Raw genomic sequence first — 13,227 nt, 5'->3', positions numbered from 1 at the left:
CGGGGGCCGGGGCGTCCGGCCGTGTGCCGTCCGGTCGGCCCGGTGGCCGGAGGCGCCCCGCGTGTTCTGCCCGCCGTACGGTCCCGGGTGCGGGACCATACGGGCGAAAGGGCAGAAAACGACTAAGGACGAAGGGGCGGACATTGTCCGGCAGCGAGAGCGAGAACCCAGCAATTCCTTCCCCCACCCCCAAGGCGACCGGGCCCAGGACCAACCGTGACTGGTGGCCCGAGCAGCTGGACCTCCAGGTCCTGCACCGGCACTCGCCCCTCTCCAACCCGATGGACGAGGACTTCGACTACGCCGCGGAGTTCGCCACCCTCGACGTCGACGCGCTGAAGCGGGACGTCGTCGCGCTGATGACCGACTCCCAGGACTGGTGGCCCGCCGACTACGGCCACTACGGCCCGCTGTTCATCCGGATGAGCTGGCACGCCGCCGGCACCTACCGGATCTCGGACGGCCGGGGCGGCGGCGGCAGCGGTGCCCAGCGCTTCGCGCCGCTCAACAGCTGGCCGGACAACGCCAGTCTGGACAAGGCCCGGCGCCTGCTCTGGCCGGTCAAGCAGAAGTACGGCCGGAAGATCTCCTGGGCCGACCTGCTGGTGTTCACCGGCAACTGCGCGATGGAGTCGATGGGGTTCCGGACCTTCGGCTTCGGCTTCGGACGCGAGGACATCTGGGAGCCCGACGAGATCTTCTGGGGCTCCGAGGACACCTGGCTCGGCGACGAGCGCTACACCGGCGACCGCGAGCTGGCCAATCCGCTCGGCGCCGTGCAGATGGGCCTGATCTACGTGAACCCGGAGGGCCCCAACGGCAATCCGGACCCGCGGGCCGCCGCCGTCGACATCCGGGAGACCTTCGCGCGGATGGCGATGAACGACGAGGAGACGGTCGCGCTCATCGTCGGCGGCCACACCTTCGGCAAGTGCCACGGCGCCGTGGACCCGTCCTGCCTCGGCCCGGAGCCCGAGGGCGCCCCGATCGAACAGCAGGGCCTGGGCTGGCGCAGCACCTGCGGCAGCGGCTCCGGCGCCGATGCCCTCACCAGCGGACTCGAAGGCGCCTGGACCACCGAGCCGACCCGCTGGGACAACGGCTACCTGGACAACCTGTTCCGCTACGACTGGGAGCTCACCACCAGCCCGGCCGGGGCCAAGCAGTGGAAGCCCACCGACCCGGCGGCCGCGACTGCGGTGCCGGACGCGCACGACCCCGCGAAGCGGCACGCCCCGATGATGCTGACCACGGACCTCGCCCTGCGCCAGGACCCGGTCTACGAGGCGATCTGCCGGCGCTTCCACGAGCACCCCGACCAGCTCGCCGAGGCCTTCGCCAAGGCCTGGTACAAGCTGCTGCACCGTGACATGGGCCCGGTGTCCCGCTACCTCGGACCGTGGGTGCCCGAGGCGCAGCTGTGGCAGGACCCGGTCCCCGCCGCCGACCACGAGCCGGTCACGGACGAGGACATCGCCGCCCTCAAGAAGCGGATCGACGACTCCGGCCTGGGCGTTCCCCAGCTGGTCGCCACCGCGTGGGCGTCGGCGGCCGCCTACCGCGGCACCGACATGCGCGGCGGCGCCAACGGCGCCCGGATCCGGCTCGCGCCGCAGAAGGACTGGGAGGTCAACGACCTCCCCGAGGTGGCCGACACGGTCCGGCGGCTGGAGGAGATCCGGCGGGACTTCAACGCGGCGCAGGGCGGCGCCAGGCGGATCTCGCTCGCCGACCTCATCGTGCTGGGCGGCAACACGGCGGTCGAGCGGGCCGCGCACGCCGCCGGGCACGCCGTGACGGTCCCGTTCGCCCCGGGGCGCACCGACGCCTCTCAGGAGCAGACGGACGTGGAGGCCTTCGCCGTGCTCGAACCGAGGGCGGACGGGTTCCGGAACTACCTGCGGGCCGACGAGAAGCTGTCGCCGGAGACCCTGCTGCTCGACCGGGCCGACCTGCTGACGCTGACCGCGCCGGAGATGACGGTCCTGGTCGGCGGCCTGCGGGCGTTGAACGCCGGCTTCCGGGGCTCCCGGCACGGCGTCCTCACCCACCGGCCGGAGGTGCTGACCACGGACTTCTTCGTCAATCTGCTCGACATGGGGACGGAGTGGAAGCCCTCGGCGTCGGAGGCGAACGTCTTCGAGGGACGGGACCGGGCCACGGGTGCGACGAAGTGGACGGCCACCGCCGTCGACCTCGTCTTCGGCTCGCACTCCCAGCTGCGCGCGCTGTCCGAGGTCTACGGCTCCGGGGACGCGGACGAGAAGTTCGTCCGGGACTTCGTGGCGGCGTGGACCAAGGTGATGAACCTCGACCGGTTCGACCTGCGCTGAGCGACTGTCGGGCCGGGCGGTCGTCCGGCCGGGCGGCGGTGCCCCGGGCGGCCTGTGCGGGTCTGCCGGGGCACCGCCGCCTTCGGGGGGAACCGGAGCGTGTGCATTCCGTTCCAGGAACACCGGAACCGAATGACTCCTATTCCGCTCCGGGCGAGCGGAACCGAATCATTTCCATTCCGTTCCGCAGTGCGGGTGCGTCCGGCAAAATTCGTCGGGGACTCCCTTGAACCGACCTTGGAATGGGGTAGGGTGATCCCGTCGCTGGGGGAGCGAAGGAGTGGAAACGCCTCCCCCGCAGGCCATGGCAGTTCCGATGAATAGCGCCTTGATACCAGCACTGCCGTCACTTTCCGTCGTTTCCGGCATGCTCCGGGAGCGGCGGGTGGGTGGACCTGTCCGGCTGCGGCTCGAGAAGAGCCTCGCCGTTGAATCCGGGCATTGTGCACAAACGGGGGAAATGGAAGATCATGGTACTCATTTCTGAACGCGCGCCCGCATTGTCGCCGGATTCGGCGGGGCCGGACGGGCTCGTCCGCAAGGATTGCCCGGGGTTCTCCGGAGCGCGGTTCGAGGTCGGCCCGGAATTCGTTCCGGCCCGACCCGGCATTGACCAGGGGCCGGCCGTCGAGGAATTTCCGGCAACGGTCCTGCGATCATTCCCCGGCTCCGGCTGAGCGACGCCTCCGGGGCCCGGCGCCGGCGAGGCGGACGTCCCGTCCACGTGGCCGGGCGCCGTACGTGATTCCCGCGCGCCCGCGAACCGTCGGGCGGACACTGCTCCGGTCCACGGCGCGTTCTGCTGATTCCCACTCGGCCGGTGCGGCCGCTGCGGCGCGCCCACCTTCACCTTGTCCCGGTCCGGGGCCCCGTGCGGTGTGCACGCCGTGCCCGGATCCGCTGTGACCGCCTGACCGGTGTTCCTCGCTCCACCGTCACCTCTTCCACGCGCGCCCGTGCGGGTGCGTGCTCCTGCAGTGCGCAGCGCGACGCCGTGACGCCATGACGGCGGTCGTGGCCGTCGGCCCTGCCCCGCTGCGCCCAGCCACGTCTTCTCCCCGGTCCGGAACCGGGGCTTCTCACGAAGGAAACCTGATGACCGATCTTGTGCTGCCCGAAACCGCCCCGGTGGCCCCCGGCGGGCGGACCCCGTCCACCGGGGCGTTCCCCGTCCTGGGTATCGACGCCGTCGAGTTCGCGGTCGGAAACGCCAAACAGGCCGCACATTTCTACTCCTCCGCGTTCGGCATGCGGCTCGTCGCCTACCGCGGCCCGGAGACCGGCTTCCCGGAGACGGCGTCGTACGTCCTGGTCTCCGGCGACATCCGGTTCGTCTTCACCTCGGTGGTCCGCGCGGTCGGCGAGGAGGCCGCGTTCATCGCCGGGCATGTCGCCCGCCACGGCGACGGCGTGCTCGACGTGGCGATCGCCGTCCCGGACGCCCGCCGCGCCCACGACCTCGCGGTGGAACGGGGCGCGACCGGCCTCGCCGCACCCCGCGACGCGGCCGACGAACACGGGACGGTGCGGACCGCCGTGATCGCCACGTACGGCGAGACCCGGCACAGCCTGGTCGAGCGGACCGGCTACGACGGCCCGTACCTGCCCGGCTATGTGCACCGCGGGCCGGCGACGGCCGCCGGCGCCCGGCGGCCGCTGCTGACCGGCATCGACCACTGCGTGGGCAACGTCGAGCTGGGCCGGATGGACGAGTGGGTGGCCTTCTACAACCGCGTCATGGGCTTCACCAATATGAAGGAGTTCGTCGGTGACGACATCGCCACCGAGTACTCGGCGCTGATGTCCAAGGTCGTCGCGGACAGCACCCGCACCGTCAAGTTCCCGCTCAACGAGCCGGCGGTCGGCCGGAAGAAGTCCCAGATCGACGAGTACCTGGAGTTCTACGGCGGGCCGGGCGTCCAGCACATCGCCCTGGCGACCGACGACATCGTCACGGCGGTCCGCGAACTCCGCTCCAGGGGCGTCGAGTTCCTGGACACCCCGGACAGCTACTACGACGCGGTCGGCGAACGGCTCGACGGGACCGGGGCGGTGGTCGAGGAACTGCGCGAGCTCGGGATCCTCGCCGACCGGGACGAGGACGGCCACCTGCTGCAGATCTTCACCAAGCCGGTGCAGGACCGGCCGACCGTGTTCTTCGAACTCATCGAACGCCATGGCTCCCAGGGCTTCGGCAAGGGCAACTTCAAGGCCCTGTTCGAGGCCATCGAGCGCGAACAGGAACGCCGCGGCAACCTCTGAGCGGCTCTCCGGCACGGCAGCACGGCAGCACGGCAGCACGGCAGCACGGCAGCACGTCATCGCGGCACCACGTCACCACGTCGAAGGGAGCGGACTCGTGTCCGACGAAGGGCCGGAGCGTCCGGCAGGACAGCAGGTGGAACGGTACCCGTCCCTCACCGGGCTGCGGTTCCTCTGTGCGCTGGGGGTGTTCCTGACCCACGCCTGGTATGTCGCGAAGGTGTTCCGGGACGACCGGGCCGAAGAGGCCGTCAAGGCCGTGCTCCCGCTGGGCATGGTGGGCGTCTCGGTGTTCTTCGTGCTGAGCGGATTCGTGCTCACCTGGTCCGCCCGCGACGGCGAGAGCGGCGGCGGGAGCGAGGGCGCCCGGTCGTTCTGGCGGCGCAGGGCCGCCAAGGTCTACCCCAACCACCTGGTGGTGTGGGCGCTGCTCCTGGTGTTCGTGCTCGCGACCGGCTCCGCCGTCACGGGCGGGGCGGGCGGCGGCTTCCCCTGGCTGCCCGCACTGGCCAACCTGCTGCTGCTGCACGCGTGGCTGCCCGGCCCCGGCTTCACCGCCGGACTGAACATCGTCACCTGGTCGCTGGCCGTCGAGGTGTTCTGCTACGCCCTCTTCCCCTTCCTGCTGCCCCGCCTGCGACGGATCCGCCCGGAGCGGCTCTGGGCCGCCGCCGGGTGCGCGGTGCTGGCGGTGTGGCTGGTGGCGGGGATCGCCTCGCAGTTCCACGGCGGCCGCACCGTGCCGGAGGTCGAGGTCTCCCAGTGGCAGTTCTGGATCCCCTACTTCTTCCCGCTCGGCCGGCTGCCGGAGTTCGTCCTCGGCATGCTGCTGGCCCGGATCGTCCGGGCGGGCCGGGGTGTCGTGCCCGGCATGGCGCTGTCCGGGCTGGTGCTGGTGCTGGCCCTGGGAACGGCCCTGGCGACCCTGCCGTTCGCCTTCCTGCCGGCCGCCGCGACCGTCGTGCCCGTGTGCGGTCTGATCCTTTCGGCCGCGGCGGCGGACCGCGACGGCCGCAGGTCCTGGCTGCGGCGCCCGGCGCTGGTGCGGCTCGGCGAGGCCTCGTTCGCCTTCTACGTGGTGCACTGGCCGGTCGTCATGGTCGCCCACTGGGCCCTGGGCGGCGGCCGCTGGAGCACACCCGTCGCGATGGCGGCGACCGCACTGTTCCTCGCCCTGTCCCTGCTCGCCGCCGTGCTGCTCCACCGCTACGTCGAACTGCCCGCGATGCGCCGGTTCGCCCGGCCGCGCCGCGCGGGCACCCCGTCCCCGCCCCCACTCCTCGACGAGGCACGCCGTCCGGCGGTTCCGGTGCCCGGCAGCACAGGGAGCTGACACATGAACAGCAAGGGAGCTGACGCATGACCAGCACAGGAATCGCCGCCCCCGTCCCCGCCGCCGCGCCCGCATTGCCGCGCGCCGACCGCGTGCGCGCCTTCGTCAGGCTGGGCAGGCCCAAGTTCCTCGTCCAGAGCATGATGGTGGTCGGCCTCGGGGTCAGCATGTCGGTGCACGACGGCCACGCCTTCCGGCCCGGCTGGTTCGTCCTCACCCTGGCCTTCGCCTGGTGCACCCACCTGATGACGCACTACTGCAACGAGTACTTCGACCTCGACGCCGACCGGGCCAACGCCGCGCCGACGGGCTGGACGGGCGGCAGCCGGGTACTGGTGAGCGGCCTGCTGCGCCCGATGGTCAGCCTCTCCGCCGCGTTCGTGCTGCTCTTCGTCTCGCTCGGCCTGATCGCCGTCATGCCGACGACGGGCACCCGGGTCATGGCGGTCGCGATCGCCGCGCTCTCCTGGTTCTACACGGCCCCGCCGCTGCGGCTGAACTACCACGCGCTGGGCGAGGTGGCCTGCGCGCTGGTGCTGTACGGGCTGGGGCCGCTGCTGGCCTGCGCCCTGCAGTCCGGCTCGGTGACCGGGGCGGACGTCGTCTACGCCGGCGTGGTCTGCGCCCTGCAGTTCCTTCGGATGTCCGTGATGAACCTCGCCGACATCGAGGGCGACCGGCGGACCGGCAAGCACACGCTCGCGGTCGCCCTCGACGGACCGGGCCTCGTCCGCCTCTACATCGGCGGCCAGTTCGCGGTGGGCGCCGGGATGCTGGTGCTCGCCGGGACCGGGGTGGTCCCCGTGGCCGGCGCGGTCGCGGTGCTCGCCACGGCTCCGGTCGCGGCCTGGGTCTCCCGCCGGCTGCTCACCGGGGCCTTGCGCGTGCCGGAGAAGGCGAACGCGGTGACCTTCCTGGCCTCGATGCACATGCCGATCACCGCCTGTGCGATCACGCTCAGCCTGCTCGGCAGCGCGCTGAACACCGATCGCGGGGTACCCGGCGGCTGGCTGGCCGTCTACGGCGTGACGCTCACGGCATTCCTGGTGTGGCTGACCGGGGCAGTGCGCAGCAACGTCCTCCGGCGCCCCGCCTGAAACCGGTCCCCGTCTGAAGTCGAACGCCGCCCGAAACCGGATCCCACTCGGTTCCGGACCGCCGTACCGCCGTACCGCCGGGGTCGGGCGACCGACCGGCCCCCGAGCTTTCCCGCAAGCCGACCATCGCGACAGGAAGGGTCCGCCATGACGACGATCGCGCACACGCTGCCCCCGCACACGCCGTCCCCGCTCTCGTTGGCCGCCGGAACGACACGGCGGGCCAGGGAGCTCACCGAACCGCTGCTGCGCGAGGCGGTCGCGCTGCTGGAGCCCTGGACCGCCCGGATGAGCTCCTACCACCTCGGCTGGTGCCGCGCCGACGGTTCGCCGGTGGAGCTCGACTCCGGCAAGGCCGTCCGCCCCGCCCTCGCGGTACTGGCCGCCGAGGCCGTCGGGGCGCCGGCGGAGGCCGCGCTGCCCGGTGCGGCCGCGGCGGAGCTGATCCACAACTTCAGCCTGATCCACGACGACATCATGGACGGCGACGAGGAACGCCGACGGCGCCCGACGGTCTGGAAGGAGTTCGGCGTCAGTGGAGCGATCCTGGCCGGGGACGCGCTGCAGGTCCTCGCCTTCGACCTGCTGCTGGCCAAGGGAGGGCCACACGGTCCGGCCGCGGCCGGGTATCTCGCGGTGGCGCTGCGCGAACTGGTGGAGGGCCAGGCGTGCGACATCCGGTTCAGCGAACGCCCCTGGTCGGGCCCCGGCACGGTGACCGTGGCCGAGTACCAGGCCATGGCGATGGCCAAGACCGGCGCCCTGCTGGCCGGCGCCAGCGCGATGGGCGCGGTCCTCGGCGGCGCGGACCAGCCGCTGGTCCACGCGCTGGCCGAGGCGGCGGGACAGCTGGGCCTGGCGTTCCAGTGCGTCGACGACATCCTCGGCATCTGGGGCGACCCGGCCGTCACCGGGAAGCCCGTGCGCGGCGACCTGCGCGAGCGCAAGAAGAGCCTGCCCGTGGTCGCCGCCTCCGCCGCCTCCGGGACCGTCGCGCGGCGCCTGGCGGAGCTGCTCGCCGAGGACCGCTCCCCGGCGGGCGGCGCGGAGGCGGAGGCGGTGCTGCTGGAGGCCGCCGAACTGATCGAGGAGTGCGGGGGCCGGCGGGCCTGCGAACGCGAGGCCGAACAGGCGCTGGCCAGGGCGCGCGCCAGCCTCGACCTGGTGCCGATGCCCGCCGGCGTCCGCGCGCAGTACACCGCCCTCGCCGACTCCTTCGTCGCCCGCGTGATGTGACGTGTCGTCCCGTCACGCTCAGAGTCCGGCCCCCTCATCACCCAGCGGAGCGCCGATGTCCCTCCCACTGAACCAGCACCCGCACGACGGCTTCGACCGGCAGGCCCGGCTCGAAGGCGCGGTGGCGGCGAGCACCGGCCTGCTGCTCGCCACCCAGCTGCCCACGGGCGCGTGGACCAATCCCCGCCCCGCCGCGGTCTCCGGCACCGCCGGCGCGGCCCTGGCCCTGCACCTGGCGGGCACCGTGGCCGACCGCGCCCTGGCGGAGGGCGGCTGCGCATGGCTGCTGCGGGTGCGCAACCCCGACGGCGGCTGGGGCACGCTCGAAGGCTTCCCGTCGGACGCCGTGGCCACCTGCATGGCGGCGGCCGCCCTGACGCTGGTGCCGCGGCCGGACCCCGGCGACGGCGCGGCCCGCGCGGCGGTCGCCGGTGCGCTGGCCTGGCTCGGCGCCGCGGGGGGCGTCGAGGCCATTGAGGACCGCACGGTCCGGCAACTCTGCTCGCTGGTCCTGGCCCTGGCGGGCCTCGGCGAGGCCGGCGGGGTGTCCCGCGTCCCGGTCGAGCTCGTGCTCCTGCCGGCCGCGTTGCGCCGCAAGTTGCTGTCCTACCTGTCGCCGCCGTTCGTCGCGCTCGCCCTGCTGCAGTCCCGCTTCGGCGCCCCGGGACCGCTCGCCCGCGGTGCGCTCGCGGCCGCGCGACCGGCGGCCGTCCGGCTGCTGGGCGCGGTGCAGTACCAGGAGGGGAACGTCGGCTCGTACGGGGGTGATCCCTGGCTGACCGGCCTGGTCGTCACGGGCCTGGCGAGCACCGGCTCCGTCGCGTCGCCGGAATCCGTCGGGTCGTCGGGCGCCGTCGGGTCGTCGGGCTCGGTCACGTCGCTGGGCGCCGTCACGTCGCCGGACGGCGCGCGTCTGGTCGCGGCGGGCCTCGACTACCTGCGGGCCACCGTCCAGCCGGACGGCTCCTGGTGCATGATCCACGGGATGGAGACCGCCCGGGTCGAGGTCACCGGCCCGGCCTTCGCGGCCGCCGCCCTGGGCGCGGCCGGGCTCGCGGACGACCCCCGGCTCGTCCGCACCAGGACCTGGCTGGCCGACTGCCAGCAGACCGCGCCGTTCCCGCTCTACGACTGCCCGCCCGGAGGCTGGACCTGGTCCGGACCCAAGGGCTGGCCGAACGTCCTCGACTCCCTCGCCGTGCTGGAGGTGCTGCTGCAGGGCGACCGCGACGCCCCCGCGCTGCGCCGCGGCCTGGACTGGCTGCTGGCCCGGCAGGACCGGCGCGGCTCGTGGAGCACCTTCGTCCGCAACACCCTCGTCCCGCTGGACGGCCCCTGCCCGTACATCACGGCGAAGGCGCTGCTGGTCCTGCACGAGGCGGGCGTGCCCGCGAGCGACCCCAGGCTGGTGCGGGGCCTGCGGTGGCTGCTGCGCCGACAGGACCGGGACGGCGGCTTCCGGGCCCTGTGGCACCGGGGCGTCGTGCCGGCCACCGTCGCCGTGCTGCGGCTGCTGGCCGCGCTCGGCCGCTCCCGGAGCCCGGTCGCGCAGCGTGCCCTCGACCGCCTGCGGGCGGCACAGCTCCCGGACGGCTCCTGGTCCACCGGCGACCGGGGAGAGCCCGGAACGGTGGACGAGACCGCCCGCGCCGTGCTGGCCCTCGCGGCCTGCGGGGACGGTGCGCGGGCGGCGCGCGGCGCCGACTGGCTGCTGGAGCAGCAGCGGCCGGACGGGAGCTGGGAGCCCGGCCGGACGTGTGTGTACATCCGCGACCATGTGCACTACAGCGACTTCCTGATGGCCCAGGGCCTGGCGCTCTCGGCGCTTTCGGCGGTCTCTGCACTGGCGGACCTGTCGGAGCCGTCCGACGTGTCCGAGGTGTCGGCGCCGGCGGCCGGTGCCGGGACGGGGGACGCCCGATGAGCGGGGCCGCGGGTGCGGGCCCGGACCGGGGCCCCTGGGACGCGATCGTCTGCGGCGCCGGGGTGGCCGGGCTGGCCACCGCCCGCGCCCTCGACCTCGCCGGGCTGCGGGTGCTCCTGCTGGAGAAGCAGCGGGTGCCCGTGCCGATCGCCAAGGGCGAGGTGCTGCAGCCCAGTTCGGTGCGGATCCTGCGCGAGTGGGGCGTCATGCCGCTGCTGCTGCGGCGCGGCGCCGTCCCGCTCGGGCAGCTGATGATCCGCGACGCGGACGGCCGGCGCCTGATGCTCTTCGACTACCGGACGATGCCCGGCGAGGACCGCCAGCTGTTCTCCCTCGACTACCCGGAGATCCTGGCGGCCCTGCGCGAGTCCCTGGGCGAACGGGTGGAGTCCTGGCCGGGCGCCCTGGTCGAGGGGCTGGTCCGGGACGGCGGACGGGTGTCGGGGGTGCGGGTCGCCTGGCAGGGCCGCGAGCGGGAGCTGACCGCACCGTTGGTGGTCGCCGCCGACGGACGCTCGTCGAAGCTGCGGCGCGACGCGGGCATCGGGACGACGTCCGCCGAGTACGGGCACCGGCTGCTGTCCTTCGACATCGACGGCGTCCCGGCAGCGGCACCCGAGGTGACGACCTATCTCACCGGCGAGGGGCTGCGGCTCGCCTACCCGCTGCCCGGCGCCCGGATGCGGCTCTACGCCCAGGTGCGCCCCGACGCACTGCGCGGCACCGGCGCGGAACGGCAGGCGCGCCTGGAGGGCTGGTGCCGAGAGCTGCTGGCGGGCACACCCGCGCTGCGGCCGCTGGAGGAGCGGCTGCGCGCCAGCCTCGGCAGCCGGCAGCTGCTCAACCTGTGGCGGTTCACCGCCGACGTACTCGCCGTCCCCGGGCTCGCCCTGGTCGGCGAGGCGGCGCACTGCGTGCACCCGATGGCGGCCCAGGGCATGAACACCGCCATCGCCGACGCCGAGGCGCTCGCGGCGTGCCTGACCGGTCGGGGCTTCGCCGCCGGTGCGTCCACGGCCACCGTCGACCGGGCGCTGGAGGCGTACGCGGCGCAGCGCGTGGGCTGGGTGCGGCACATGGACCGGATGAGCCACGACGCGACCCGGATGATCACGCAGCTCTCCAGGTCCGGCCAGGCGATCGGCCGCCGGGTGCTGCGCCGGATGGACGGCAACCCGCGGCTCCGGTACCAGGCCACCTACAACATGGCGGGGCTCGGGATACGCCCGTTCACCGCGCTGGACCGGCTGCACCAGTTGGGCCTGCCGGACCCGCGCGCCCGGCGCGTGCCGGACTGGGCGTGACGGGGCCCGCCGGACCGGGCGCGACCGGGGCGACGACCGACGAGGAAGGACGGGACAAGGGGATGGACCGATCACGCGGGGCCGACGGAGCCGACGGTGCGGACGGAGCCGTCGGCGCGGCCGAGGGCGCGGCGGACGAACGGGCGGACCGGCGCACGGACCGCTCGCGCCGTCCCGCGCTGCGCCGTGCCGTCGTCCTGGGCGGGGGCTTCGCGGGCATGCTCACCGCGTCGGTGCTCGCTCGCCACGCGGAGCAGGTCGTCGTGCTCGACCGGGACCGGCTGCCCGCCGGCCCGGTCGCGCGGGCCGGTCTGCCGCAGGCCCGGCACGGACACCTGCTGATGGCCTCCGGGGCGGCGAGCCTGGAGGCGCTGCTGCCCGGGCTCACCGACTCCCTCACCGCGGCCGGGGCCCGCCGCCTCGCCCTGCCCGGTGACCTGGTGACACTCACCCCGCACGGCTGGCTGCCCCGGATCGGCGAGGCCTCCCACGGCTGGTGCCTCAGCCGGGACCTCCTGGACTGGATCGTCCGGGACCGGGTGCTCGCCGATCCCGCGATCGAGCTCCGCCAGGGCGTCCACGGCGAGGGGCTGGTCGGGGACGCCCGCCGGGTGACCGGCGTGCGGGTACGGGGCGGGGCGTGGCCGGACGGCCGTGAACTCCCCGCGGACCTGGTGGTGGACGCCACCGGGCGGGGTTCGCGCGCACCCGACTGGCTGGCCGGGCTCGGCCTGCCCGACGCCGTGCAGGAGCGCGTCGACTGCGGGCTCGTCTACGCGACCCTGCTGGTCCGCGCGCCCGAGGGCGCGGCAGCCTTCCCCTCGGTCTCGATCCAGTCGGGACCGGGCGCCGGTCCCGGGCGGGCGGGCGTGATCTTCCCGATCGAGGACGGCCGCTGGCTGGTCACCCTCTCCGCCACCCGCGGTGCGGAGGCGCCGCGTGACGAAGCGGGGTTCCATGCCTTCGCGCGCGCCCTGCCGCATCCACTGATCGCGGACCTGCTGCCGCTCTGCGAACCGCTCGACCAGGTGCGCCGCTACGGCAACACCGCCGACCGCCGCCGTCGATACGACCGGCTGCGGCGGTGGCCGGCGGGCTTCGCGGTGGTGGGCGACGCCGTCGCGCACACCAACCCCGCCTACGGGCACGGCCTGTCCGTCGCGGCGGCCGGCGTACTGGAGCTGGCCCGGGCCCTGGAGCACCGCGGCGCGGACGACGGTCGCCTCACCGCGGGCGTCCGGCGGGCCGTCCACCGGGCCACGCGGGCCGCCTGGAGCCTGGCCACCGGCCAGGACGTGCTGTACCCCGACGTGGCCGGAGCCCGGCCGACCCGGGGCGACCGGACGCGCGCCCGGCTGGGCGAGCGGCTCCAGGCCGTGGCGGTGCGCGCGGACGGCACCGGGGGAGACGCCGACGCCGTGCTCCGCACGCTTGTCCGGCTGGGCACCCTGGAGGGGCGGCCCGCGGACCTGGCCCGCCCCGCAGCGGTGCGCGCGCTGCTGCGCGGCCCGGCTCCGGAGGTGCTTCCCGGCCGTGAACCGCCCCTCACGGAAGACGAGCTGGCCTTGCTGGGTGACGGTGCGCGCCGTCTCCACGATGGGGCGCGTGGCCGGGTGGTGTGAGGCTGTCGGGGTGTTGTCGGTTGGTGAAACGCACGACGCCGCTGGTCACCGGGCCGCCCTGTGGTGGGGGTGGTCGGGTGCAGCGGCGTTGTTGTGGTGCGTCCCCGTAGGTGGGG

The 13,227-nt window shown here is 74.2% G+C and carries 9 protein-coding genes; all 9 read left to right on the top strand.

Translation table 11 applies throughout. The features are described from left to right. Positions 1 to 143 precede the first annotated feature (143 nt). The 9 genes from katG to ADK60_RS45205 all read left to right on the top strand — a co-directional run bounded on the left by katG (position 144) and on the right by ADK60_RS45205 (position 13,111). A complete protein-coding gene (katG, locus tag ADK60_RS29995; protein ID WP_053650100.1) occupies positions 144 to 2,333 on the top strand; it encodes a catalase/peroxidase HPI in 2,190 nt (729 codons plus the stop codon). A 389-nt stretch (positions 2,334 to 2,722) separates the two neighbouring features. After that, positions 2,723 to 3,010, top strand: a complete 288-nt coding sequence (locus ADK60_RS45210; RefSeq protein ID WP_159400654.1) for a hypothetical protein — start codon at positions 2,723 to 2,725, stop codon at positions 3,008 to 3,010. A 418-nt stretch (positions 3,011 to 3,428) separates the two neighbouring features. Continuing rightward, entirely contained in the window at positions 3,429 to 4,595 is a 1,167-nt protein-coding gene (gene hppD / locus ADK60_RS29990; RefSeq protein WP_079008794.1) for a 4-hydroxyphenylpyruvate dioxygenase, read from the top strand. A 97-nt stretch (positions 4,596 to 4,692) separates the two neighbouring features. After that, positions 4,693 to 5,928 (top strand): acyltransferase family protein, encoded by a 1,236-nt coding sequence (locus tag ADK60_RS29985; RefSeq protein ID WP_159400653.1) that lies wholly within the window; start codon positions 4,693 to 4,695, stop codon positions 5,926 to 5,928. Between the two features lie 26 nt (positions 5,929 to 5,954). After that, positions 5,955 to 7,025: a prenyltransferase gene (locus ADK60_RS29980; RefSeq protein ID WP_079008792.1), complete on the top strand. Its 1,071-nt coding sequence runs from the start codon at positions 5,955 to 5,957 to the stop codon at positions 7,023 to 7,025. A 147-nt stretch (positions 7,026 to 7,172) separates the two neighbouring features. Further along, entirely contained in the window at positions 7,173 to 8,261 is a 1,089-nt protein-coding gene (locus ADK60_RS29975; protein ID WP_079008791.1) for a polyprenyl synthetase family protein, read from the top strand. Positions 8,262 to 8,316: 55 nt separating this feature from the next. Beyond that, a complete protein-coding gene (locus ADK60_RS29970) occupies positions 8,317 to 10,185 on the top strand; it encodes a prenyltransferase/squalene oxidase repeat-containing protein (protein WP_053650096.1) in 1,869 nt (622 codons plus the stop codon). Then, on the top strand, positions 10,182 to 11,489 hold the full coding sequence (locus ADK60_RS29965) for an FAD-dependent oxidoreductase (RefSeq protein WP_053650093.1): 1,308 nt from the start codon (positions 10,182 to 10,184) through the stop codon (positions 11,487 to 11,489). Before ADK60_RS29970 ends, ADK60_RS29965 begins: the two co-directional genes overlap by 4 nt. Before the next feature lie 62 nt (positions 11,490 to 11,551). Then, on the top strand, positions 11,552 to 13,111 hold the full coding sequence (locus ADK60_RS45205) for an NAD(P)/FAD-dependent oxidoreductase (RefSeq protein WP_159400652.1): 1,560 nt from the start codon (positions 11,552 to 11,554) through the stop codon (positions 13,109 to 13,111). The last annotated feature ends 116 nt before the right edge of the window (positions 13,112 to 13,227 follow it).

Source organism: Streptomyces sp. XY431 (assembly GCF_001279805.1).
In the GTDB taxonomy this organism is placed as follows: Bacteria; Actinomycetota; Actinomycetes; order Streptomycetales; family Streptomycetaceae; genus Kitasatospora; species Kitasatospora purpeofusca.
Note: the sequence above shows the minus strand (reverse complement) of the source record. Positions and strands in the feature narration are given on the sequence as shown.

Coding starts and splice junctions, on each gene's coding strand:
- ADK60_RS29970 (WP_053650096.1), top strand. CDS start 8,317: ATGTCCCTCCCACTGAACCAGCACCCGCACGACGGCTTCGACCGGCAG.
- ADK60_RS29965 (WP_053650093.1), top strand. CDS start 10,182: ATGAGCGGGGCCGCGGGTGCGGGCCCGGACCGGGGCCCCTGGGACGCG.
- ADK60_RS45205 (WP_159400652.1), top strand. CDS start 11,552: ATGGACCGATCACGCGGGGCCGACGGAGCCGACGGTGCGGACGGAGCC.
- hppD (WP_079008794.1), top strand. CDS start 3,429: ATGACCGATCTTGTGCTGCCCGAAACCGCCCCGGTGGCCCCCGGCGGG.
- ADK60_RS29975 (WP_079008791.1), top strand. CDS start 7,173: ATGACGACGATCGCGCACACGCTGCCCCCGCACACGCCGTCCCCGCTC.
- ADK60_RS29980 (WP_079008792.1), top strand. CDS start 5,955: ATGACCAGCACAGGAATCGCCGCCCCCGTCCCCGCCGCCGCGCCCGCA.